Origin of the sequence: Acidovorax delafieldii 2AN, assembly GCF_000175235.1 — a bacterium.
GTDB classification, from domain to species: Bacteria; Pseudomonadota; Gammaproteobacteria; order Burkholderiales; family Burkholderiaceae_C; genus Acidovorax; species Acidovorax delafieldii_B.
The window spans coordinates 1-22,231 of the sequence record NZ_ACQT01000041.1; the positions used below are offsets into that span (position 1 = coordinate 1).

At 67.2% G+C, this 22,231-nt stretch carries 13 protein-coding genes and 1 pseudogene; 7 read left to right on the forward strand and 7 right to left on the reverse strand.

Features of this window, described 5'->3' with window-relative positions; genetic code table 11:
• From ACDELDRAFT_RS08180 to ACDELDRAFT_RS08210, 7 genes are all read right to left on the reverse strand, one after another.
• The coding region (locus ACDELDRAFT_RS08180) for a TolC family protein (protein ID WP_005795426.1) at nucleotides 1-502 on the reverse strand (502 nt) is incomplete at its 3' end.
• 40 nt (nucleotides 503-542) lie between these two features.
• Nucleotides 543-1,067, reverse strand: a complete 525-nt coding sequence (locus tag ACDELDRAFT_RS08185) for a MarR family winged helix-turn-helix transcriptional regulator (RefSeq protein WP_005795428.1) — start codon at nucleotides 1,065-1,067, stop codon at nucleotides 543-545.
• Between the two features lie 615 nt (nucleotides 1,068-1,682).
• Nucleotides 1,683-2,657, reverse strand: a complete 975-nt coding sequence (locus ACDELDRAFT_RS08190) for a Bug family tripartite tricarboxylate transporter substrate binding protein (RefSeq protein ID WP_005795429.1) — start codon at nucleotides 2,655-2,657, stop codon at nucleotides 1,683-1,685.
• 680 nt (nucleotides 2,658-3,337) lie between these two features.
• Nucleotides 3,338-3,721: a helix-turn-helix domain-containing protein gene (locus ACDELDRAFT_RS25620; protein WP_005795431.1), complete on the reverse strand. Its 384-nt coding sequence runs from the start codon at nucleotides 3,719-3,721 to the stop codon at nucleotides 3,338-3,340.
• Between the two features lie 294 nt (nucleotides 3,722-4,015).
• Nucleotides 4,016-5,851 carry an ABC transporter ATP-binding protein gene (locus ACDELDRAFT_RS08200; RefSeq protein WP_005795432.1) on the reverse strand — a complete coding sequence of 612 codons (1,836 nt, stop codon included), beginning with the start codon at nucleotides 5,849-5,851 and terminating at the stop codon, nucleotides 4,016-4,018.
• A 222-nt stretch (nucleotides 5,852-6,073) separates the two neighbouring features.
• A complete protein-coding gene (locus tag ACDELDRAFT_RS08205; protein WP_005795434.1) occupies nucleotides 6,074-6,541 on the reverse strand; it encodes a CopD family protein in 468 nt (155 codons plus the stop codon).
• Between the two features lie 79 nt (nucleotides 6,542-6,620).
• On the reverse strand, nucleotides 6,621-8,024 hold the full coding sequence (locus ACDELDRAFT_RS08210) for a sensor domain-containing protein (RefSeq protein WP_005795435.1): 1,404 nt from the start codon (nucleotides 8,022-8,024) through the stop codon (nucleotides 6,621-6,623).
• Between the two features lie 271 nt (nucleotides 8,025-8,295).
• Between ACDELDRAFT_RS08210 and ACDELDRAFT_RS08215 the strand changes: the two genes are divergently transcribed.
• The 7 genes and pseudogenes from ACDELDRAFT_RS08215 to ACDELDRAFT_RS08240 all read left to right on the forward strand — a co-directional run.
• On the forward strand, nucleotides 8,296-11,451 hold the full coding sequence (locus ACDELDRAFT_RS08215) for a bifunctional diguanylate cyclase/phosphodiesterase (RefSeq protein ID WP_005795437.1): 3,156 nt from the start codon (nucleotides 8,296-8,298) through the stop codon (nucleotides 11,449-11,451).
• A gap of 262 nt (nucleotides 11,452-11,713) precedes the next feature.
• On the forward strand, nucleotides 11,714-15,238 hold the full coding sequence (smc, locus tag ACDELDRAFT_RS08220) for a chromosome segregation protein SMC (protein WP_005795439.1): 3,525 nt from the start codon (nucleotides 11,714-11,716) through the stop codon (nucleotides 15,236-15,238).
• 55 nt (nucleotides 15,239-15,293) lie between these two features.
• Nucleotides 15,294-16,406 carry a hypothetical protein gene (locus ACDELDRAFT_RS08225; protein ID WP_005795441.1) on the forward strand — a complete coding sequence of 371 codons (1,113 nt, stop codon included), beginning with the start codon at nucleotides 15,294-15,296 and terminating at the stop codon, nucleotides 16,404-16,406.
• Nucleotides 16,407-16,688: 282 nt separating this feature from the next.
• Nucleotides 16,689-16,973: a hypothetical protein gene (locus ACDELDRAFT_RS23605; protein WP_005795443.1), complete on the forward strand. Its 285-nt coding sequence runs from the start codon at nucleotides 16,689-16,691 to the stop codon at nucleotides 16,971-16,973.
• Nucleotides 16,974-16,986: 13 nt separating this feature from the next.
• Complete coding sequence (gene ligA / locus ACDELDRAFT_RS08230; RefSeq protein WP_005795445.1) at nucleotides 16,987-19,080, forward strand: NAD-dependent DNA ligase LigA; 2,094 nt, start codon at nucleotides 16,987-16,989, stop codon at nucleotides 19,078-19,080.
• Between the two features lie 90 nt (nucleotides 19,081-19,170).
• A complete protein-coding gene (locus tag ACDELDRAFT_RS08235) occupies nucleotides 19,171-21,468 on the forward strand; it encodes a penicillin-binding protein 1A (RefSeq protein ID WP_005795446.1) in 2,298 nt (765 codons plus the stop codon).
• 446 nt (nucleotides 21,469-21,914) lie between these two features.
• Nucleotides 21,915-22,231 (forward strand): annotated as a pseudogene (locus ACDELDRAFT_RS08240) (hypothetical protein); the annotation flags it as partial.

Below are 22,231 nucleotides of genomic sequence, written 5' to 3' on the forward strand. Positions count from 1 at the left end.
GCGCGGCTTCCAGTTCTGCCGCATGCTGGCCGAAGAAATCGGGCGACCAGCTCAGCGTGGCCTGCACGGTGCCGCTGTTGTAGGTGTTGCCCGCGATGGGTGCCGGCACCAGGCCGTTGGCGGAGTAGCGCTGGCGCGTGGCATCCACCCCCAGCGTGGCCTGCGGGCCGTTGGCTGCTTCGCGCACCTGGCTCAACGCGATGGCTTGCTCCAGCCGGGCGCGGCTGGTGGCCAAGCTCGGGCTGCCTCGCAACGCCTGGTCCACCAGGGCGTCAAGCTGGGCATCACCGAGCGCTTTCCACCACTGTGCGGTGGCCGCGGTTTCGGCGGTCGATGGCTTGAGCCCCGCCGCTTCTGCCGTGACCGGTGCCACGGGCGTGTGGGCAGCGCCGGGGCTGGCGCAGCCGGCCAGAAAGAGTGCGGCGGCCACGGCAGCGGCCGACACGGCGAGATGGGCTGCAACGGCGCAGCGGGTAGAGGGGAGGGACGCGGTGGGGGTCACGGGAAATCTCCAGGGGCTGTGCAGGGAACCGACGGCGAAGTCAGTGGCTCGATTCGTGGGAGGCGGGCGCTGGCGGACGGTGCATTTGCTGGCGCAGGGCCTCTCCGTTGGCCAGCATGCGGCGCAGCATGCGCAGCAGCAGTTGCCATTCGTCGTGGGTGAAATCACTGAGGTGGCCGTTGAGCACATCGGCCAGCACCGGCGGCACCAGCGCGGCAATGCGTCGGCCTTCAGCGGTGAGGGCCAGTTGCACCACGCGGCGGTCGGTGGTGGAGCGCTCGCGGGTCACCAGGCCCTTGGCCTCGAGCCGGTCTAGCGCACGGGTCATGGCTGCGGGGTCGGTTTCCAGGTCACGGGCCAGGCTGGCCACGGTGGTGGTCGAGCACAGCGAGATCTTGAACACCGGCAGCCACTGCGCGTAGGTGAGGTCATGCGCCGAGAGCTGTGCGTCCGCCTGGGTGCGGATCGACGACATCACCTTGCGCATCATGTAGCCCACGCTGTCCGCAGGCTGCATGCTTGCAGGGTCGTAGAAGCCGGCTTTTGGGGGAGAGGAATCAGGCATGCCGGGAATTTAATTGTTTAGACAATGATTGTCGTTGCAATTAATTATTCCCGTACAAATCACAGGGCCATCGCCGCAGAAAGCGGCGGTGTTGCGAAGTGGGGTGAACGAAGTGCGGGGGACGCAGTTTCCCGAGATATGGGGGAATCTCGTCGTTGACGGCGTGCGGCAAATCTCCCCTGCCGTGCGCGGCTGTCAGCGGCTGTCGATGGCTATCAGAGACCGGCTGTCGCCGCTCTTGAAGCCCCCCAGGGTCTGGATGCGGTGCCCTGGCTCATGTCGCCGTCAGGGCCATCGCGTTCACGCGGCTTCTGGTCAGGAATCGCCCAAGCGTGGTTCCTTGCACAGAGGCGGCACCCGCATAGGGTTGTGCCGCTTCTGCGGGTTTCAGGTCTGGCGACCGGACGGGCCAGGGAGCGCTGCAATCTCCGGGCGGAGCATTCGCAGGCGCGGACATGGTGTCCTTGGAGGGCATCGTTGTAAAACGACTGCCCACGGAGCCAGGGTGGAGCGAACGAGTGAGCCAGGGCGCGTATTCCGCCGCGTCCGGGCCTGGACGCGGTGCGCCCCGTCACGCCGCCGCTGCCGCTCCGTCTCGGCAGGCGCCGGGCCGCGTCAATCGAGCTTGATCTTCGCGGCCGAGACGACGCCGGCCCAGCGTGCGCGCTCCTTGCCAAAGAACTGGTCCTGCTCAGCAGGGGTCATGGTCACCACCTCGGCGCCCTGTCCGGCAAGGCGTGAGCGCAATTCGGGCGCCCTGATCACGGTGATCAGCGCCTTGCTGAGTTTTTGCACCACGGCGTCGGGGGTGCCGCGTGGCAGCAACACGCCCTGCCAGGTGCCCGATTCGTAGCCCGGCACGCCCTGTTCGGCAATGGTGGGCACATCGCCCATGAGTGGCATGCGCGTGCCCTTGGACACACCCAGCACCTTGAGCTTGCCGTTTTGTACCTGGGGCAGGGTGGCCAGCATGCCGTTCATCAGCACCTGCGTCTGACCGGCCACCGTGTCCTGGATGGCGCTCACGCCGCCCTTGTAAGGGATGTATTGCCAGCGTGCGCCGCTGGCGCGCTCCAGCGCTACGCCCGCCAGGTGGGGTGCGCTGCCGGTGGCCGTTACGGCAAAGTTCAGATCGTTCTTTTTCGAATACGCCACCAGCTCCTTGAGGTTGCTGACGGGCACCGACGGATGCACCACCAGCAGGTGGGGCGAATAGGCCAGCATGGTCACACCGCGCAGGTCTTTGGACGGGTCGAACGACAGCTTGGTGTAGACCGAAGGGCTGATGGCCAGCGCACCCACATCGCACAGCAGCATGGTGTAGCCGTCCGGCTCGGCCTTGGCAACGTAATCGGCGCCCAGATTGCCATTGGCGCCAGGCTTGTTTTCCACGATGACTGTCTGCTTGAGCGCGTCCGACAGCGACTGGCTGATCGAGCGGGCAATGATGTCCGAGCTGCCGCCCGGCGGATAGGGCACCACGATGCGTAGCGTCTTGGTGGGCCACTCGGCCGCTGTCTGGGCGACGGCGCTGGCAGTGGCAAGGGCGGCAATGCAGACCAGGATGGCGCTGCGGCGGATCAAGGGCATCGTTGTCTCCTGTTGGTGATATTGTTGTTGGTCATCGTACAACATGTTCGCTGACGAATGCATGCGGGTTTGCCATAGGCGCAGCCTGTCGGTCGAGGGGCGGGGTATTGGGATGTTCCGCCAACTGGGAGGTTGGTCGGCCTGCTAGGAGTTTTTGGAGCAGTCCGTGAGGGAGGTGTGGAGGCAGTGTCTTGCGAGGGGGGGGAGGTGTTGGGGCTTGGCATAATTTATCGTATGTTGTATGACAACATACGATATTGGGGCAATGTGCATTCTCCGCAATGCAGCCGGTGGCGGAGCAGGTTGTGCAGAGCCCTTGGCGGCGCCGCTGGACCGCCCGCGATCTCGTGACCAGAGCGGCGACCTCCGACGCTGCAGCGTGGGCATGCATCGCGTGGCAGACACGCATGCGTGACGGGGTTGCAGCCAGGCATCACTGTCGCGCCGCCTGCCTGGCCTTGTCCCTGCAAATGCGATGTTTGCGGGTTACGGGCTACGGGCTACGGGCTACGGGTTACGGGTTACGGGTTACGGGCTACGGGCTACGGGCTACGGTCGGCCTGCGGCGTGTGATTCGACGGCCCGTCATCCTGGGCCCGGGTGCAGCTGTCTGGCCTGGGGATGAAGGATGGCCCTGTACTCAGGGGCGGGATGGCGCGGGATCTGCGGGCTGCGGGTGGTCATGCCGGGCGCGGCCGGACGGGCTCCGTGGGTGTAGCGTTGGCCTCGCCAGAGACGCCAGACACGGAGGGGGACGCGGCGGTTTCAGTGCTTGCGCTGACCATGCCCACCCCCTCAGAACGGCGTGCCAGGCAAAGTTCGGGGTGCTGGCCCGTCAGCAGCAGGAACATCGCAAACACCGGGCCTTGCATGTTCCGCTCGTCGGTGGTGCTCTCCAGCGCCTGCCAGGTGCGCGATTGCACGCCGCCCCGGCTGCCGGTCTGCAGCGGGTAGCCCATCAGTTCGGCCGCTTGTGCCTGGCTGAGCCCGGCTGCCATGCGCGCGGCCTTGAGTTGGTCGCCGGTGGGGATGGGCATCTGCAGCGAAAGAGGGGTGTAAGTCATGGCGCGGCCGGAGGGGCTGGGATGGCGAAAGTGTCGCATGCGCAGCGATAGGCCCGGTTGCTATTTAGTTGATAGCTAATGGCGCACGCCGCACCTGCGCATACGGGCGTTTTGATACAAAAACAGCGCGTGCCACTGTACCGGAGGCGATCGAGAGACCGGGGCGGCCCGGCAGCGGTAGTAAGGATGCAGACCAGCCCGTGACCCCCGCAAGCTTCCGCCCCTGAGCGTCTGCAGCCTCCAGGCCGGGCTGTTGCAGCTGCAGCGCGCCCCTTCGCCCTTTCTCTTTGGCCTTCAGTCGTCGTCGGATTCGCCCAGAAAGCCGCCGCTCTGGTGGCCCCACAGGCGCGCATACACACCGCCCTGCGCCAGCAGTTGCGCGTGCGTGCCTTCCTCGACGATGCGCCCGGCGTCCAGCACGATGAGCCGGTCCATCGCGGCAATGGTGGACAGGCGGTGGGCGATGGCAATCACCGTCTTGCCCTGCATCAGCGTGTCCAGGCTCTGCTGGATGGCGGCCTCGACTTCCGAGTCGAGTGCGCTGGTGGCTTCGTCGAGCAGCAGGATGGGGGCGTCCTTGAGGATCACCCGCGCAATCGCCACCCTCTGGCGCTGGCCGCCGGACAGCTTCACACCGCGCTCGCCCACCTGGGCGTCATAGCCCGAGCGGCCCTGCAAGTCGGTGAGGCTGGCGATGAAGTCCGCGGCCTCGGCCCGCTGGGCGGCGGCGTGCATTTCCTCGTCGCTGGCGTCGGGGCGGCCGTACAGAATGTTGTCGCGCATCGAACGGTGCAGCAGCGAGGTGTCCTGCGTGACCATGCCGATGGCGCGGCGCAGGCTGTCTTGCGTCACGTGGGCAATGTCCTGCCCGTCAATCAGGATGCGGCCCGAGCGCACATCGTGAAAGCGCAGCAGCAGATTGACGAGTGTGGACTTGCCCGCACCCGAGCGTCCGATCAGGCCGATCTTCTCGCCGGGGCGGATGGTCAGGTTCAGGCTGTCGATCACCGGGCGGCCGTCGCCATAGGCAAAGGTCATGTTCTCGAAACGCACTTCGCCGCGCGCGACGTGCAGGGCCTTGGCGTCGGGCGCATCCACCACGGTGCGCGGTTTCGTCAGCGTGTTGATGCCGTCCTGGATGGTGCCCACGCTCTCGAACAGCGTGGTCATCTCCCACATCACCCAATGGGCGTGGCCCGACACGCGCAATGTCATCGCGGTGACGGCGGCCACGGCACCGGCCCCCACCTCGCCGCGCGACCACAACCACAGCGCGGTGCCGCAGGCCCCCAGGATCATGCCGACCACCAGGATCTGGTTCACGATCTCGAAGCGGCTCACCAGGCGCATCTGCGCGTAGCCCGTGAGCTTGAAGGCGTCCATGGCCGCGCGCGCGAACTCGGACTCGCGGCGCGTGTGCGAGAACAGCTTCACGGTGGCGATGTTGGTGTAGGCGTCGGTGATGTGCCCGGTCATCACCGAGCGCGCTTCGGCCTGCTGCTTGCCCACCTGGCCCAGGCGCGGCACAAAGTACCAGCAGGCCAGGCCGTAGCCCACCATCCACGCGGCAAATGGCACCAGCAGCCGGGCATCGAAACCCGCCAGCAGCACCAGGATGGTGACGAGGTAGATGCCCATGCCCACCACCACGTCGGTGGTGGTGAAGATCATGTCGCGCACGGCCAGGGCCGTCTGCATGATCTTGGTGGTGATGCGGCCCGCAAACTCGTCGGCGTAGAAGGCCATGCTCTGGCCCAGCATCAGGCGGTGGAAGTTCCAGCGGAGGCGCAGCGGAAAGTTGATGGCCAGCACCTGGTGCTTGAGGCTCGTCTGCAGAGCCACCAGCACGACCGAGCCCAGCAGCAGCACGGTGATGGCCACGATCGAGCCGCGGTGCTGCGCCCACAGCGCAGCCGGCGCCACGTCGGAAAGCCAGTCCACCACGCGGCCCAGCACCGCAAACAGCAGGGCTTCATAGATGGCGATGGCGGCCGACAGCCCGGCCATGGCGGCGACGTAGCCGCGCAGGCCCCGGGTGCAGTCCCAGACGAAGGCCATGAACGCCCGCGGCGGAAGGTGGGGATCGGCGGGGGGGTAGGGGGGGAGGCGGTCTTCGAAGAAACGGAACAATGTCAAAACTCCTTGCCCTGTGATGGTACGGGTGATGGGCAAGGCGGTCGCCGTGGGCGCCAATTGCCCCCAGTGCGCAGGATGGCACCATGGGCTCGGTCAATGTCGGGCGGCGGCGGAGCAGGGCGCGCCGGTTGGGGCGGCGCAACCCAGCGGCAGCAGGCGTGCCTGGGCTCTGGTCGCAGCGATGGCCGCTGCGTGCCGTGGCCCTTGCATTCCGGATCAGGCCAGCAGTGCAATCACCACCACGGCAACACCCAGCGCAAGATTGATCACGACCGCCTGGCGGATTTCGGCCAGTGCCTTGGCGCCCGCTGGCCAGTTTTCCGTGGCCACGGCATGGCGCAGACGCATCCATCGAACCCAGCGGATGTGGCCGAAGATTCCCACCATGACCAGGCCGATGGCGGCCATGGCCGTCCAGCCCAGCGGCATGGCGAAGCGGCCCCCGGTTTGTGCGGCCTCGCGGGCCGCCAGCATGATCATGCCGCCACCACTGGCCAGCACCAGCACCACGGCGATGAGCACGGCCGAAAGAAAGCGGTCCAGCACATCGTGCATGAGGCGCACGCGCGCGGCGGGCTCAAGCGCCTGGACGGCCGGGCGAAGAAAGAAATGCGCAAAGACCATGCCGCCGATCCAGACCACGATGGACAGCAGGTGAACAAGTTTGAGCGTGGCGTACAGCATGGTGCGGACCCTCGGGTTGGTGGTGTTGCAGCGGCCGGTGGGCTGGGCGAAGGCAATGGCGCGGTGCTTGCCGAAGCGTTCAGCTCAGCGCGCCAAACGAAGAGGGCCCGGGCGTCCTCGGAACTGTGTACGGGTGGTCGGGCAAGGGCGCCATGCGCACCTGGTTGCCGCCGCTTTTCTTGGACAGGTACATCGCCGCGTCCGCATGGTTCAGTAGCAGGTTTTCGTCGGCCCCATGGTCGGGGTAGGTCGCAATGCCGATGCTGGGCCACATCGGCACATGCCGGCCTTCCAGGTCGAAGGGCTGCACGAATGCTTCCAGAATCTTCTGCGCCACGGCGTGGGGGTGGTCGGTGTCCTGGCGGGCCTCCAGCAGCACCACAAATTCGTCGCCGCCCAGGCGCGCCACGGTGTCCGAGGCACGCACGCATTCCAGCAACCGCTGGGCCACCCGTTGCAGCAGCAGATCGCCCATGGCGTGCCCCAGCGTGTCGTTGACCTGCTTGAAGCGGTCGAGGTCGACGAACAGCAGCGACAGCAGGGAATCGTCCCGCCGCGCCCGCGTGAGCGCCGTTTTCAGGCGGTCGAGAAAGAGCTGCCGGTTGGGCAGGTGGGTCAATGGGTCGTATTGCGCCATGTGCTGCAGGCGTTCGCGCATCTGGGTGCGCTCAATGGCGGCCGCCACCTGCGTCGAGACGAATTGCAGCAGTTCCTTGTCGCTGGCGCTGTAGCGGGCCTCTTCCGAATAGCCCTGCAGCACCAGCGCGCCAATCACCCCGCCTTGCGCGTGCAGGGGCACGCCCAGCCAGTAGAGCGGCTGGGGGCTGCCCGCCAGCGGCGGCACCTCAGGGGCAAGGCTGTCGGGCGTGATCAACAGGGTCTGGCCCCGGCGTATCACGTGCGAGCACAGCGCATCGGCGTCGAGCGGCCGGGTGGTGGGGGCAGGGTAGCGCTCGTTCACGTGGTAGGGAAAGCTGACCGCGTCGCGCAACGGGTCGTGCAGCGCCACCGCGAAGTTCGAGGCCGGCAGCAGCGTGGCGATGATCTGGTGGACGCGCGCAAACAGGGCGACCAGGTCTTCCGATGCCTGCGCGGCCTCCGAGATGGCGTAGATGGCCGCCTGCAGCAGCTCGGTGTGCTTGCGTTCGGTGATGTCGTGCGCCACGGCCAGCCGCACCCGCTGCTCGGGCAGCCAGCGCGCCGTCCAGCGGATGTGGGCGATCTGCCCGTCCTTGCGCACATACCGGTTCTCGAAGTGAAACTGAAGCCCGCCCGACATCACGCGCTGCGCCGCCTGCAGAGTGCGCTCGCGGTCTTCGATGAACACCAGGTCGATCATGCGCCGGCCCACTATCTCGGCCGGTGCGTAGCCGAATATGCGCTCGAACGAGGGGCTGACGAACACGAAATGGCCGTGCTCGTCGACGATGCACACGGCGTCGAGCAGCAGATCCACGATGTTCTGGGCGGCAAGGGTGTTCATCTATGCAGAGGGATAACCCGGCAGGCCGCCAAGGGCGTGGACGTGGGCATGTGCGTGCGGGGCAATTGAACGCTCGTTGGCCCCATTGTGACGCCTGGAGCGGGCGGGGTGCGTCACCTATGCACGGAAATGCATGGGTGCTCGGGGCTTTTTTTGCGCAGCCTGTCGCGATCCCCCGCGGGGCTTGCCCGCGAACGCCCTGAAATGCCGGTATTCTCGGGGGCATTTTTCCCCTTGTCCGGCTCTTTGCGATGGCTGGGCCCGCTTACTGATGGCATTTCTCCCCTTCCTCACCCGCCACCGGCACTGGCTGCCGGGCGTGGCCGTGGCTGCGTTGGGGTTTCTGGCGAGTTTCTGGCTGGCGCAGCAGCAGGAGCGATCCCTGGGGCTGATCTCGCAGGCCCGCTTTCTGCAGGAAGCACGGGTGTTTGCCGATGCGCTGTCGCAGCGCATGGTCGCGCACACTGAAATCGTCAACGGCTTGCGGGGCCTGTTCGTGGTCAACCCGGCGCTCAGCCGCGGCGATTTTGAGCGCGTGGCCCGCGACCTGGACGTGCGCCGACGCTACCCCGGGGTACGCAACCTGGCCTTCACGCGCTATGTCACGGCGGCCCAGCGCCCCGCGTTCGAGGCGCGCGTGCGCGCCGATACCTCCGCAGATTCGCAGGGCCTGCCCGACTTCACGATCCACCCCGCAGGCGAGCGGCCCGAGTATTTCGTCGCGGAATACCTGTGGCCCCTGGAGGGCAGCAGCGGTGTTTTAGGTCTGGATATCAGCGTGCAGCCGGCCAACCTGGAAGCCATGCACTACAGCCGTGATACCGGCAACACCGTGGTGTCGGCGCCCTTTGATTTGGTGCAGGAGCGCGAGCACCGCACGGCCTTCGTGCTGCGTGTGCCCGTTTTCAGCCCGGGCGCTGCGGGCGGTGCACCGCGTTTCGTGGGCGCGGTTGCTTCCACCATCCGTGTGCACGATTTGGTGCAAAGCCTGGAGGAGCAGGGCTTTCTGCGCGGCATCGCAGTGTCGATGACCGACCACGGCGCAGTGCACGCCGGTACGGACCAGGGGCCGGGGCTTCCACTGCTGGCGCTTTCGGGGGTGCCGCTGGCCTCGTCGGAACCCCACCAGGTGGATCTGCAGGTGCACGACCGTCGCTGGCGGCTGGCGTTTTACCCGACCAGGGATTTCCTGTCGGCGTCCGAACGCCGCCTGCCCTGGCTGGCAGGCACGACTGGCGCAGTGGTGACCCTGCTGCTCGCCGCTCTGGTGGTGCTGCTGGGCCGCCAGCGCACCCGCGCGCTGAAGCATGCGCAGGTGTCGGACGATGCCCGCCGCCAGAGCGAAGAGCGTTTCCGCGCCGTTTTCAACCAGGCGGCGGTGGGCGTGGCGCAGATCGACACGCAGACCGGCCGCTTCGTGCGCGTGAACCAGAAATACGGCGACATCGTCGGCTATACGGTCGAGCAGATGGGCCAGTTGAGCTTTCAAGCCATCAGCCACCCGGCGGATCTGGTCGAGGACCTCGCGCGCATGGAGCGCCTGAAGGCCGGCGAGATCACCGAATACCACATGGAAAAGCGCTACTTCCACCGTGACGGCCACACGCTGTGGGTGGATCTGGCCGTGTCCGCCATGTGGGCGCCAGGGGCGCAGCCCGACTACCACATCGCGGTGGTCCAGGACATCTCGGCCCGCAAGCAGATGGAGGCCAGCCTGCGGGGCAACGAACTGCGCCAGCGCAGCATCCTGCAGCGGCTGCCCGTCGGGGTGTGCCTGGTGCAGGACGACGGACGCATGACATTCCGCAACGCACGGTTCGTGGAAATCTGCGGCTACAGCCAGGACGACCTGCCCACGTCGGAAGACTGGTGGCGCGCCGTCTACCCCGACCCGGAATACCGCGAGCGCACCCGGGCCGCATGGGCGGCGGCATGCGCCAGCGCGCGCGAGGGCTCCGGCACCATCGCGTCGGGCGAATACACCATCCGCTGCAAGAACGGACAGCAGCGCGTGGTGGAGATCGCGGGCGTGACCATGGACGACGGCCACCTCGTCACCATGGTCGATCTCAGCCAGCGCAAGGCCGACGAAGAAGAGATCCGTTACCTGGCCTTCTACGACCCGCTCACGCGCCTGCCCAACCGCCGCCTGCTCATGGACCGGCTCCAGCAGGCGCTGGCCACCAGCGCCCGCCACCAGCGCAGCGGCGCCCTGTTGCTGCTCGATCTCGACAACTTCAAGACGCTCAACGAGACCCGCGGCCATGAGCGCGGCGACCTGCTGCTGCAGCAGGTGGCCCAGCGGCTGCGCCAGTGCGTGCACGAGGACGACACCGTGGCCCGCCCGGGTGGCGACGAATTCGTGGTGGTGCTCGAAGACCTGGGCGACAACCCCGAAGAAGCGGCGGCGCGCAGCGAAGAGATCGGTCAGAAAATCCTGGCAGCGCTGCGCGAGCCCTACCAGCTGGACGCCGAAGTGCACCACAGCTCCCTCAGCATGGGCATCACCATCTTCAGCGGCATGCGTGAGACCGTGGACGAACTGCTCAAGCGCGCCGACCTGGCCATGTACCAGGCCAAGGGGGCGGGTCGCGACACGTTGCGGTTCTACGACCCCCGCATGCAGGCCGCCGTGAGTGCTCGGGCGGCGATGGAGCTGGACATGCGCGTTGGCCTGGCCCAGGGCCAGTTCGAGCTGTACTACCAGCCACAGATCGAGCACGGCCGCATCACGGGTGCCGAGGCGCTGCTGCGTTGGCGCCACCCGCAGCAGGGCTTCATTTCGCCGGCCCAGTTCATACCGATGGCCGAAGAGTCGGGCCTGATCCTGCCTTTGGGCGAATGGGTGCTGCAGGCGGCCTGCCGGCGCCTGGCCCAATGGTCGCAGCAGCCGGGCCTGGCCGAGCTGGACCTGGCCGTCAACGTGAGCCCCCGGCAGTTCCACCAGGGCGGCTTCGTACCCCAGGTGCTTGCGGCGCTGGCGGGCTCGGGCGCCGACGGGCACCGCCTCAAGCTCGAGCTGACCGAGGGGCTGCTGCTCGAAGACGTCGAGGACACCATCGAGAAGATGGGGCAGTTGCGTGGCTACGGCGTGGGCTTCTCGCTGGACGACTTCGGCACGGGCTACTCGTCCCTGGCCTACCTCAAGCGGTTGCCGCTCGACCAGCTCAAGATCGACCAGAGCTTTGTGCGCGACGTGCTGACCGACCCCAACGACGCGGCCATCGCCCGCACCGTGGTGGCCCTGGCCACCAGCCTGGGCCTGCGCGTGATTGCCGAGGGGGTCGAAACCGAAGCCCAGCGGGAGTTCCTTGCACGCAGCCATTGCCACGCGTGGCAGGGCTTTCTTCTGAGCCCGCCGCTGGCGGTGGCCGAGTTCGAGGCCCTGGTGCGCCGCATCAACGCCGCGGGCCGGCCCCAGGCATAGCTGCGCCGGCTGCGCACCTGCCATTGATTTCAAAAAAGATAGCTACTGGCGCACGCTGCACAAGCGCTACAGGCCGTTTTTGGCCGAAATCGCGGCCGATCGCTGGCGCGCCGGCCCGGCAGGCGCGCCCGGGCGGGGCGAAGGCCAGGCGGCGCGGTATCATTCCGGGCCCGCGTCTTTGGGGGCTTTTCTGCGCCCCAAGGGCGTGACGGCCGACTGCCGGCCCTGTCGTCCCCACCTTTTTATGCTGGTTTCCTGACCCGTGCGTCTTACCTCCATCAAGCTTTCCGGCTTCAAGTCGTTCGCTGAACCCACCAACTTCATGCTGCCCGGGCAACTGGTGGGCGTGGTGGGGCCGAATGGCTGCGGCAAGTCCAACATCATGGACGCGGTGCGCTGGGTGTTGGGCGAGAGCAAGGCCAGCGAACTGCGTGGCGAGAGCATGCAGGACGTGATCTTCAGCGGCACCACCACCCGCAAGCAGGCCAGCCGTGCCAGCGTGGAGCTGGTGTTCGACAACTCCGACCACCGCGCGGGCGGGCAGTGGAGCCAGTATGGCGAGGTGGCCGTGCGCCGCGTGCTCACGCGCGACGGCACCAGCAGCTACTACCTCAACAACCAGCCCGTGCGCCGCCGCGACGTGCAGGACGTGTTTCTGGGCACGGGCCTGGGCCCCCGTGCCTACGCCATCATCGGCCAGGGCACCATCAGCCGCATCATCGAAAGCCGCCCCGAGGAACTGCGCCTGTTCCTCGAAGAAGCCGCCGGTGTTTCCAAATACAAGGAACGCCGCCGCGAGACGGAAAACCGCCTCTCGGACACACGCGAAAACCTCACGCGCGTGGAAGACATCCTGCGCGAACTGAACGCCAACCTCGAAAAGCTCGAAAAGCAGGCCGAGGTGGCCGCCAAATACAACACGCTGCAGGCCGACGCCACGCTCAAGCAGCACCAGCTGTGGTTCTTGAAGCGTGCCGAGGCCGAAGAGCAGCAGGCCAAGGTGCGCCTCGATGGCCTGCAGGCCGTGAACGACCTCGAATCGCGCATGGCCGACCTGCGTGCCGTCGAATCCGACCTCGAAACCATCCGCCAGGCGCACTATGCGGCGGGCGACCAGGTGAACCAGGCCCAGGGCAAGCTCTACGAAGCCACGGCAGAGGTCGGCAAGCTCGAAGCCGAGATCCGCTACGTGGTCGAGGGCCGCCAGCGCGTGGAGCAGCGCCTGGTGCAACTGGCCGAGCAGATCGCCCAGTGGCAGGCCCGCAAGGAAGAGGCCGACATCGAACTCGAAAATTTGGCCGGTGCGGGCGTGGATGCCGAAGAACGCGCCGAACTGCTGGCCGCCCAGGTGGAAGAGCAGGCCATGCAACTGCCCGATCTGGAAGACGCCCTGCGCCAGGCCCAAAGTCGCACGGCCGAGCAGCGGAGCAGCGTGGTGCAGGTGCAGCAGCAGATTGGCGTGCTGGCCGCCGAGCAGCGCAGCTTTGACGAACAAAGCCGTCAGCTCGACGCCCGCTTCGAGCGCCTGCGCACCGACCGCAACGCGCTGGCCGCGCCCGATGAAGCGCGTCTCATGAATCTGCGCGAGCAGCTCGAAGAGGCGCAGGAAATTGCCGAAACCACCGAGGCCCGGTTGCACGAGCTGCAGGAGTCCGTACCCCAGCTCGACGACGACCGCCGCGCACGCCAGCAGGCGGTAAACCAGGAGAGCGCGCGCCAGGCCGAGTTGTCTGCCCGTATGGAGGCACTCAAGGCGCTGCAGGAAAAGGTCAAGACCGACGGCAAGCTGCGCCCCTGGCTTGCCAAGCACGGCCTCGATGGCCTGCAAGGCCTGTGGAGCCGCATCCACATCGAACCGGGTTGGGAAAACGCGCTCGAAGCCGCGCTGCGCGAGCGCCTGGGCGCGCTGGAAGTGGGGCGCCTGGACATGGTGCGCGGTTTCCTCGGCTCGGGTGGCAACGATGCGCCGCCCGCCCGCCTGGCCTTCTACAGCGCCCCTGCGGCGGGTCAGCCCGAAACGCCATCACCGCACCAGCGCCTGTCCGACCTGCTGCGGCTGAACGACGCCGGCCTGCGCGCCGTGTTGACCGACTGGCTGCAGGGCTGCACCACCGCGCCCACTCTGGACGATGCCCTGGCCCGCCGCAGCACGCTGCAGCCCGGTGAAGTGGTTTACGTGCCCACGGGCCATGCCGTCAGCGCCCACAGCGTGAGCTTTTACGCGCAGGATTCCGAGCAGTCCGGCCTGCTGGCCCGCGCGCAAGAAATCGAGCACCTCGAAAAGGAATTGCGCGCGCAGGCGCTCATCGCCGAGGAATCGCGCACCGCCCTGGTCCGCGCCGAAGCCGCCTATGCCGATGCGTCGCAGCGCCTCGTGGCCGCGCGCCGCGAAGCGACCGAGGCCCAGAGCCGTGCCCACGAGCTGCAGGTCGAAACCCTGCGCCTGACGCAACTGGCCGAGCAGACCCGTGCGCGCAGCCAACAGATCGACGGCGACCTGGCCGAGGTGGAGGCCCAACTGGCCGACCTGCAGGAGCGCCGCGTGGCCGCCGAAGCGCGTTTTGAAGAGCTGGACATGCAGCTGGCCGACAGCCAGGAGCGCGAGGCCCAGCTGGGCGACCGCGTGATCGAGGCCGAGCGCAAGCTCACGGCCTGCCGGGAGCAGCAGCGCGCGCTGGAGCGCCAGGCCCAGGAGGCCACCTTCTCGCAGCGCAGCCTGGAGGCGCGTCGCGCCGAACTGTCCCGTTCCATCGAAACCGCCAACCAGCAGGCCAAGGCCCTGGCCGACGAAGAACAGCGCGCTCGCGATGAACTCGCCCGCCTGTCCGACGCCGCCGCGCAGGGCGGGCTGCAGGCCGCCCTGGACATGAAGATGGAGCGCGAAAGAGCGCTCGGCGCCCAGCGCAGCGAATACGACGATCTGACCGCCAAGCTGCGCGCCAGCGACGAGCGCCGCATGCAACTCGAACGCGCGCTGGATCCGCTGCGCCAGCGCATCACCGAATTCCAGCTCAAGGAACAGGCCGCACGGCTGGGCCTGGAGCAATACGCCACCCTGCTGCAAGACGCCCAGGCCGACCTGGACGCCGTGGCCCAGTCGATCACCGACGGCAACGTGCGCGTGGGTGGCCTGCAAAGCGAAATCGACCGCCTGCACCGCGAGATCGCCGCCCTGGGCGCGGTCAACCTGGCTGCGCTGGACGAATTGAAGCTGGCGAGCGAACGCAAGGTGTTCCTCGATGCGCAGACCGCCGACCTCACCGAGGCCATGAACACGCTGGAAGACGCGATCCGCAAGATCGATGGCGAGACGCGCCAGCTGCTGTCGGGCACCTTCGACACCGTCAATGCGCACTTTGGCCGCATGTTCCCCGAGCTGTTCGGCGGCGGCCAGGCCAAGCTCATCATCACGGGCGACGAAATTCTCGACTCCGGCGTGCAGGTGATGGCGCAGCCGCCGGGCAAGAAGAACCAGACCATCCACCTGCTGTCGGGTGGCGAAAAGGCGCTCACGGCCATTGCGCTGGTGTTTGCCATCTTCCAGCTCAACCCCGCACCGTTTTGCCTGCTGGACGAGGTGGATGCGCCGCTGGACGACGCCAACACCGAGCGCTATGCCAAGCTGGTGTCGAGCATGAGCAAGGAAACCCAGTTCCTGTTCATCAGCCACAACAAGATCGCCATGGAAATGGCCGAGCAACTGATCGGCGTGACCATGCAGGAGCAGGGCGTCTCGCGCATCGTGGCGGTGGACATGGAATCCGCGCTTTCCATGGTGGACGCATGATCGGGTGCGCGGGCTGCGGCGATGCAGCGCAACGGATAGTTGAAAACGTTTTTCTATGAGCACATTGCAACTGAGTCTGGCGATCATCGGCGGCCTGGTGCTGGCCCTCATCGTGGCCTACAACACCTGGACATCGCGCCGCAACGCGCCCAAGCGCGCGCTGCCCCAGGAACCGGAACGCTCCGCCGAGCCAGTACTGCGCCAGGAGCCCGCGTTCGATGCCGATGCCGTGCCTGTGTCCGACGGCGCTCTGGATGACCTGGCGCGCGGCACCGACCCTGCTGGCCATGCGGTGCACGCCGAAGACGCCCTGGAGCTGCCTGTTCCGCCGCCCATGCATGAGCGGCGCCTGTGGCTCGATCCGTTGATCGACGTGATCGCACCGCTGCAGCCCGAGCAGTCGGTTTCGGGCGATGCGGCGCTGGCCGCGCTGCCGCCCACGCGCCGCGCAGGCAGCAAACCCTTCGCCATCGAAGGCCTCAACGAGGCCACGCAGCAGTGGGAAACCCCCGCTCCCGGCCAGCGCTACCAGAGTTTCCAGGCGGGCGTGCAACTGGCCAACCGCATGGGGGCGCTCAACGAGATCGAATTCTCCGAGTTCGTGATGAAGGCCCAGGCCTTTGCGGATGCCGTCAATGCCGCGCCCGATTTCCCCGACATGCTGCAGGAAGTGGCGCGTGCCCGTGAACTCGACCAGTTCGCCAGTGACCACGACGCGCAGCTGGCCTTCATGCTGCGGGCCCGGCAGGCCGCCTGGAGCCCCGGTTATGTCCAGCAGAACGCAGCCCGCCTGGGCTTCGTGCCGGGCGCCATGCCGGGTCGGCTGGTATTGCCAGCAAGCCAGCAGGGCCTGCCGCCGGTGCTGACGCTGGGCTACGACACGCAGGCCGCGCTGGCCGAAGACCCCGATCAGTCGGCCATCCGCGACATCACCCTGAGCCTCGATGTGGCCCAGGTGCACCGCAGCGAACAACCCTTTGCACGCCTGCGCGACGTAGCGGCTGCGCTGTGTGACGCCATGGACGGCGTGCTGTGCGACCAGAACGGGCACCCCCTGCCAGCGATGGCCATGGACCCCATTGCCGCCGACCTCGAGCTGCTGTATGACCAATTGGATGGACGCGATCTGTCGGCCGGGTCGGTGCTGGCGCGGCGCTTGTTCAGCTGACCACGGTGGTGACGGTGCAGGAAGAAGGTCCCGTGCGCTGGTGGCACGTCCTGTTCCCACCTGTGGTGGAAACCCCGCAGGGGTTCTATCGTCCCTCCCGCGCCATCGTCGATTTCGGCCTGCCGGCCGTGGGGTCGCTGGTCATCCTGGGCCTGTATTTCAAGAGCCTGTTGTCTGGCAAAAACCCATTGCTTCCTCTTGAGCTACCTGGTGTTTGCGGCACTTGCGGTGCTCTGAAACTGGCGCGCTCGCCGCAAATTGGGGCTGCTGGGAGAGCGCATCGTGCGCCTCGATCCCGCGCACATCTATCTGCGGCTGCCGCAGAACGTGCGCCCCGGCCATGCCCAAGTGCCGTTGGCCGACCTGCGGGCGTTGGTGGTCAAGGGCATGCCCGGCCAGCGAAGCTACGTGTTCGTGCGCCGCGTGGGCGAGCCACTTGCCGTGCGTTCAGGCCTCGGGCGCCTGGATGCCCGTGTCGTGAACTTTTTGCAGCGTGCCGTACCTGCTTCCATTCCGGTCGAGGTGCAAGAACCTCCCACTTTTCTGGGTGCTATCCGTGGTGAATGATCCGCATCGGACGATGTCAACTGTGGTGCAGCCTGCGCTGCCTTCCCTCGCGCAGGCCGCCGACGCGCTGCGCGCGCGTCTGAACCTCTGGGCCCACCAGTACTACGTGATGGACGAGCCCACGGTGCCTGACGCGGAATACGACAGCGTGTTCCGCGAACTGCAGGCACTGGAAACGGCTCACCCTGACCTCATCACGCCTGACTCGCCCACGCAGCGCGTGATTGGCGCAGTGATGGACGGGTTGCCCCCCGTGCGCCATGTGGTGCCCATGCTCAGCATCCACACCGAAACCGACACCGAGGCCACCGGCGCGCAGGCGTTCGATGCCCGTGTGCGGCACGAGTTGGGCCTGGCACCGTCCGACCCGCCGGTCGAATACGTGGCAGAGCCCAAGTTCGACGGCCTGGCCATGAGCCTGCGCTACGAAAACGGCCGCCTGGTGCAGGCGGCCACGCGCGGCGACGGCGAGGTGGGTGAGGACGTGACGCACAACATCCGCACCATCCGGCAGATTCCGCTCGTCCTGCCGTTCGATACCCCGGTATCCGGCGGCAACAACGTGCCCCCTTTGCTGGAGGTGCGCGGCGAGGTGTACATGCGCCGTGCCGACTTCGACGCGCTCAACGAGCGCCAGCGGGAGCACGGCGGCAAGACTTTTGTGAACCCGCGCAACGCGGCGGCGGGCGCGGTGCGCCAGCTTGACTCGGGCATTGCCGCGCAGCGGCCGCTGAGCTTTTTTGCCTACGGCCTGGGCGCCATCACCCCGGTCGGAGAGGGCGGGCCGGCGTTCCGCACCCACTACGAAGTGCTGCAAACCCTCAAATCTTGGGGTTTCCCGGTTGCAGCGCAGGTGCAGATTACGCAAGGCGCTACGGAATTGGTAGCGTACCACCAGCGGGTGGGCGCCAGCCGCGACGCGCTGCCCTACGACATCGATGGCGTGGTCTACAAGGTCAATTCGTTGCTGCTGCAGCGCGACCTGGGCTTCAAGACCCGCGAGCCGCGCTGGGCCGTGGCGCACAAGTACCCGGCGCAGGAGATGGCCACCAAGATCGAAGGCATCGACGTGCAGGTGGGCCGCACCGGCAAGATCACGCCCGTCGCGCGCCTGGCGCCCGTGTTTGTGGGGGGCGTCACCGTCACCAACGCCACCTTGCACAACCTGTTCGAGATCCGCAAGAAGGGCGTGCGCGTGGGCGACACCGTCATCGTGCGCCGTGCGGGCGACGTGATTCCCGAAGTCGTGGGCGTGATGCCTGGCAACCGCGTGGGTTACGTGCCCAACTTCCGCATGCCCAACGCCTGTCCGGTCTGTGGCAGCGACGTGGTGCGCGAAAAAGGCGAGGCCAACCACCGCTGCACGGGGGGGCTGTTCTGCGCCGCGCAGCGCAAGGAAGCCATCCTGCACTTCGCCGCGCGCCGCGCCATGGACATCGAGGGCCTGGGCGACAAGCTGGTGGACCAGCTGGTCGATGCCAATGTGATCCGCACTTTGCCCGACTTGTACCGACTTGGCCTGACCTCTCTCATCGCGCTGGAGCGCATGGCCGAGAAATCCGCCCAGAACGTGCTGGCAGCGCTCGAAAAATCCAAACAGACCACGCTGCCGCGCTTTCTGTTTGCCCTGGGCATCCGCCACGTGGGCGAAGCCACGGCCAAAGACCTGGCGCGGCACTTTGGCGTGCTGGACGCCATCATGGACGCGACCGAGGAGCAGTTGCTTGCGGTCAACGACGTGGGTCCCGTCGTTGCCAAGGCCATCCACACTTTCTTCGGGCAGCCGCACAACCGGGAGGTGGTTGAACAACTGCGCGCCTGCGGCGTGACCTGGCCCGAAGGTGCCCCGGCCGAGCGGGCCCCCCAGGTGCTGGCGGGCATGACCGTGGTGCTCACCGGCACATTGCCCACCCTGAGCCGCGATGCCGCCAAGGATCTGCTCGAGGCGGCCGGCGCCAAGGTGGCCGGTTCGGTCAGCAAGAAGACCCATTACGTGGTTGCGGGCGAAGAGGCGGGCAGCAAGCTGGCCAGGGCGCAGGAGCTGGGCGTGCCCGTGCTCGATGAGGCCGGCATGCTCGCGCTGCTGGCCACGGGGCCGGGCGCTTGAAGGGGCGTACTTTCGCGGCACTTTTGCGCCCAGCGGCTGTCATTCTTCATTGAACGGCCTTTTCAGGCCTACCAGGATTTCCCCAATTTGATGCGCACGCTGCTGCTTTTCCTTCAAAACCACTGGCTGGCCTTGCGCCAGCGGTTGGCGCCCCTGATCGCCCTCATTCCGCGGCCCCTGCGGCGCGCGGGGCTGTGGACCTTGCTGGCCCTGCCACTGGCCGTGCTGCTGTACGCCCTGGCGCTCGTCCCATTCACACCGGGCATCAGCGACATCCGCAAGGCCAAGAGCGAGCTGCCAGCACAGCTCATGTCGGCCGACGGCAAGCTGCTGGCCGAATACCGCTGGGCCAACCGCGAGTGGGTGGCGCTCGACAAAATCTCGCCGAACGTGGTGAACGCGCTCATTGCTACGGAAGACCACCGGTTCTACAACCACTTCGGTCTGGACTGGCGGCGCACGGCGTCTTCGGTGCTGCTGACACTGCGGGGCGATCCGCAGGGCGGCTCCACCATCACGCAGCAGCTCGCGCGCAACCTGTTTCCCGAAGAGATTGGCCGCTCGCGCACGATTACGCGCAAACTCAAGGAAGCGATCACCGCGCTCAAGATCGAGGCCTCGTATTCGAAGGACGAGATCCTCGAAACCTATCTCAATACCGTGCCGTTCCTGTACAACGCTTACGGCATCGAGATGGCGGCGCGCACGTATTTCGACAAGTCGGCCGACAAGCTCAATGTGCTGGAAAGCGCCACACTGATCGGCATGCTCAAAGGCACGGCCTACTACAACCCCGTCACCCAACCCGAGCGCGCCCAGGCGCGGCGCAACACCGTGCTGGCCCAGATGGTCAAGCGCGGCAAACTCGATGCCAAGCAGCTCGACGGGCTGCAAAAGCGCCCGCTGCGCATCAACTTCGAGCGCCAGACCGAAGTCATGGGGCCTGCGCCCCATTTTGCGCACCAGTTGCGCAAGACGTTGATCGCCTGGGCCGACGCCAACGGCTACAGCCTTTACTCCGATGGGCTGGTGATTCGCACCACCATCGATTCGCGTCTGCAGGCCTATGCCAACCGGGCGGTGGCCCACCAGGGGCGGCAATTGCAGGGTGTGGCCGATGCCGCCTGGGCGCGGCGCGACGGCTGGGGCCCGCAGAACGAGCTGGTGCGAACGCTGGTGCGTGAAAGCACCGAATACCGCGCCGCCGTCGACAAGGGCGACGCACCCGACGACGCGCTCAAGACCCTGTTGGGCGACACCGCGTTCATGCAGAAGCTGCGCTCCGAGAAAACCCGCGTGCAGGCCGGCTTCCTGGCGCAGGACCCCGTCACGGGCCATGTGCTCGCCTGGGTGGGCAGTCGCGATTTTGCGCAGGACCCTTACGACCACGTCCAGGCTGCGCGGCGCCAGCCCGGCTCGACCTTCAAACCCTTCGTGTATGGCGCGGCATTTGCCAACGGCGCGTCGCCCACCGACACGCTGATGGACACGGCGGTCGAGATTCCGCTGGGTGGCGGCCGCGTGTGGCGCCCGAGCGATGGCGGTCCGCCCAGCGACCAGCCGATGACGCTGGGCGATGGCTTGGCGTTCTCCAAGAACACCATCACCGCCCAGGTGATGCAGCAGGTGGGCCCGGCCCGCGTGGCCGAGGTGGCGCGGGCCCTGGGGGTGCGCCAGTCGCCGCTCGAAGAGGTGCCGTCGCTCGCGCTGGGCACCAGCCCCGTCACGCTCAAGGAAATGGTGACGGCCTACAGCTCCATCGTGAATCTGGGCCGCTATGTCGAGCCGGTAGTTATCACCCGCATTGAAGACCGCCACGGCAAGGTGCTGGAGACCTTCGCGCCCTCGACCCCTCAGGAGGTGTTTCAGCCCCGCGCCGCGCAAACCCTGCGCAACACCATGCGCGGGGCGGTGGACAAGGGTACGGCCACGGCCATCCGCACACGCTACGGCATCCAGGCCGATGTGGCGGGCAAGACGGGCACGACGCAGGACAACACCGACGGCTGGTTCATCCTCATGCACGCCCGCGTGGTGGCCGGTGCCTGGGCGGGCTTCAACGATGGCCGCATCACGCTGCGCAGCGACTACTGGGGGCAGGGCGCGCGCAGTGCGCTGCCGATGGTGGGCGAATTCATGCAGCAGGCGCTGCGCACCAACGTGGTGAGCACACGTGACCGGTTCGTGGACGAATTCGACACACCGCCGCCAACCGACAATTCGCTCAACAGCATGCGCGAGTGGATACGGGGCCTGTTTCACAGCGACACTCCGGCCGCGCCCGCAGCACCTCCCGACAACACCCCGCCGCACCCTGCGGCCCCACGCGTGCAGCCACCGGTCACCATCGATCCGGTGGATGCCACCACCTTGCCCGGCCCCGCCTGACGACGCAGTGCGCGGTTCGGGGCGCCACGGCGGACGCCGCCCGGTGGTCGCGCTGTGCATTCGCCACCGTGGGGGCGATTCGTCGCCGCTCCGCATCCTGGGCGGATGGCTGCGCACCAGTCGGCGCTTGCGAATGCCCTGTCAGTGGCGCCGCGCTGCAATGGCAGGCACGGGGCCACGCTGGCACCTGCCGGCCGTTGCGCCGAAGTGGTCTTCAATCGTGAAAGTGGTCGGCGCCGGGAGGAAAGCGATGCCACCCTCAGGGCGGCAGCCAAAGTGATCGCAGGGCGGTCAACGGTGCCGCGCGGCCCATGGCACTTTTTTGCTGGCGCAGCGGCGCAAGCACCGCTAGCATCCGCGGCTTTGCGCGATTCACAACGGCTGCGGGGGAACCGAACTGCCCAGCGCCCGTTGTGGACACCACAACCTGCCACCCCTCGCAACCCATGGCACCACATCGCATGACCCAGCACAGCCTTCGTTTCCTGCTATTGGCCTTCGCTCTTGTATCGGCGCTCGCCGGCCTGCCCCGTACCGGCCTGGCCGCAGACATACGCCTTACCCCGCCGGCCGGCAGCGGGGTGGTCATCACCGACGCGGCCAGCAATACCGTGCGCTTTCGGGTGGACGACGCAGGCGGCGTGCGCATGCCCGCGCTGGTGGGCTCTGCCGCGCAGGACAGCGTGCTGTGTTTCGGAAGCTCGAGCGGAACATTGGGAAGCTGCGCAGCGGGGGCCATCACGGGGCCTGCCGGTCCAGCGGG

What these genes read in the sequence shown, in the direction of transcription:
- ACDELDRAFT_RS08185 (WP_005795428.1), bottom strand. Translation starts at nt 1,067, where the DNA reads ATGCCTGATTCCTCTCCCCCAAAAGCCGGCTTCTACGACCCTGCAAGC.
- ACDELDRAFT_RS08190 (WP_005795429.1), bottom strand. Translation starts at nt 2,657, where the DNA reads ATGCCCTTGATCCGCCGCAGCGCCATCCTGGTCTGCATTGCCGCCCTT.
- ACDELDRAFT_RS25620 (WP_005795431.1), bottom strand. Translation starts at nt 3,721, where the DNA reads ATGACTTACACCCCTCTTTCGCTGCAGATGCCCATCCCCACCGGCGAC.
- ACDELDRAFT_RS08205 (WP_005795434.1), bottom strand. Translation starts at nt 6,541, where the DNA reads ATGCTGTACGCCACGCTCAAACTTGTTCACCTGCTGTCCATCGTGGTC.
- ACDELDRAFT_RS08210 (WP_005795435.1), bottom strand. Translation starts at nt 8,024, where the DNA reads ATGAACACCCTTGCCGCCCAGAACATCGTGGATCTGCTGCTCGACGCC.
- ACDELDRAFT_RS08215 (WP_005795437.1), top strand. Translation starts at nt 8,296, where the DNA reads ATGGCATTTCTCCCCTTCCTCACCCGCCACCGGCACTGGCTGCCGGGC.
- ACDELDRAFT_RS08225 (WP_005795441.1), top strand. Translation starts at nt 15,294, where the DNA reads ATGAGCACATTGCAACTGAGTCTGGCGATCATCGGCGGCCTGGTGCTG.
- ligA (WP_005795445.1), top strand. Translation starts at nt 16,987, where the DNA reads ATGTCAACTGTGGTGCAGCCTGCGCTGCCTTCCCTCGCGCAGGCCGCC.
- ACDELDRAFT_RS08235 (WP_005795446.1), top strand. Translation starts at nt 19,171, where the DNA reads ATGCGCACGCTGCTGCTTTTCCTTCAAAACCACTGGCTGGCCTTGCGC.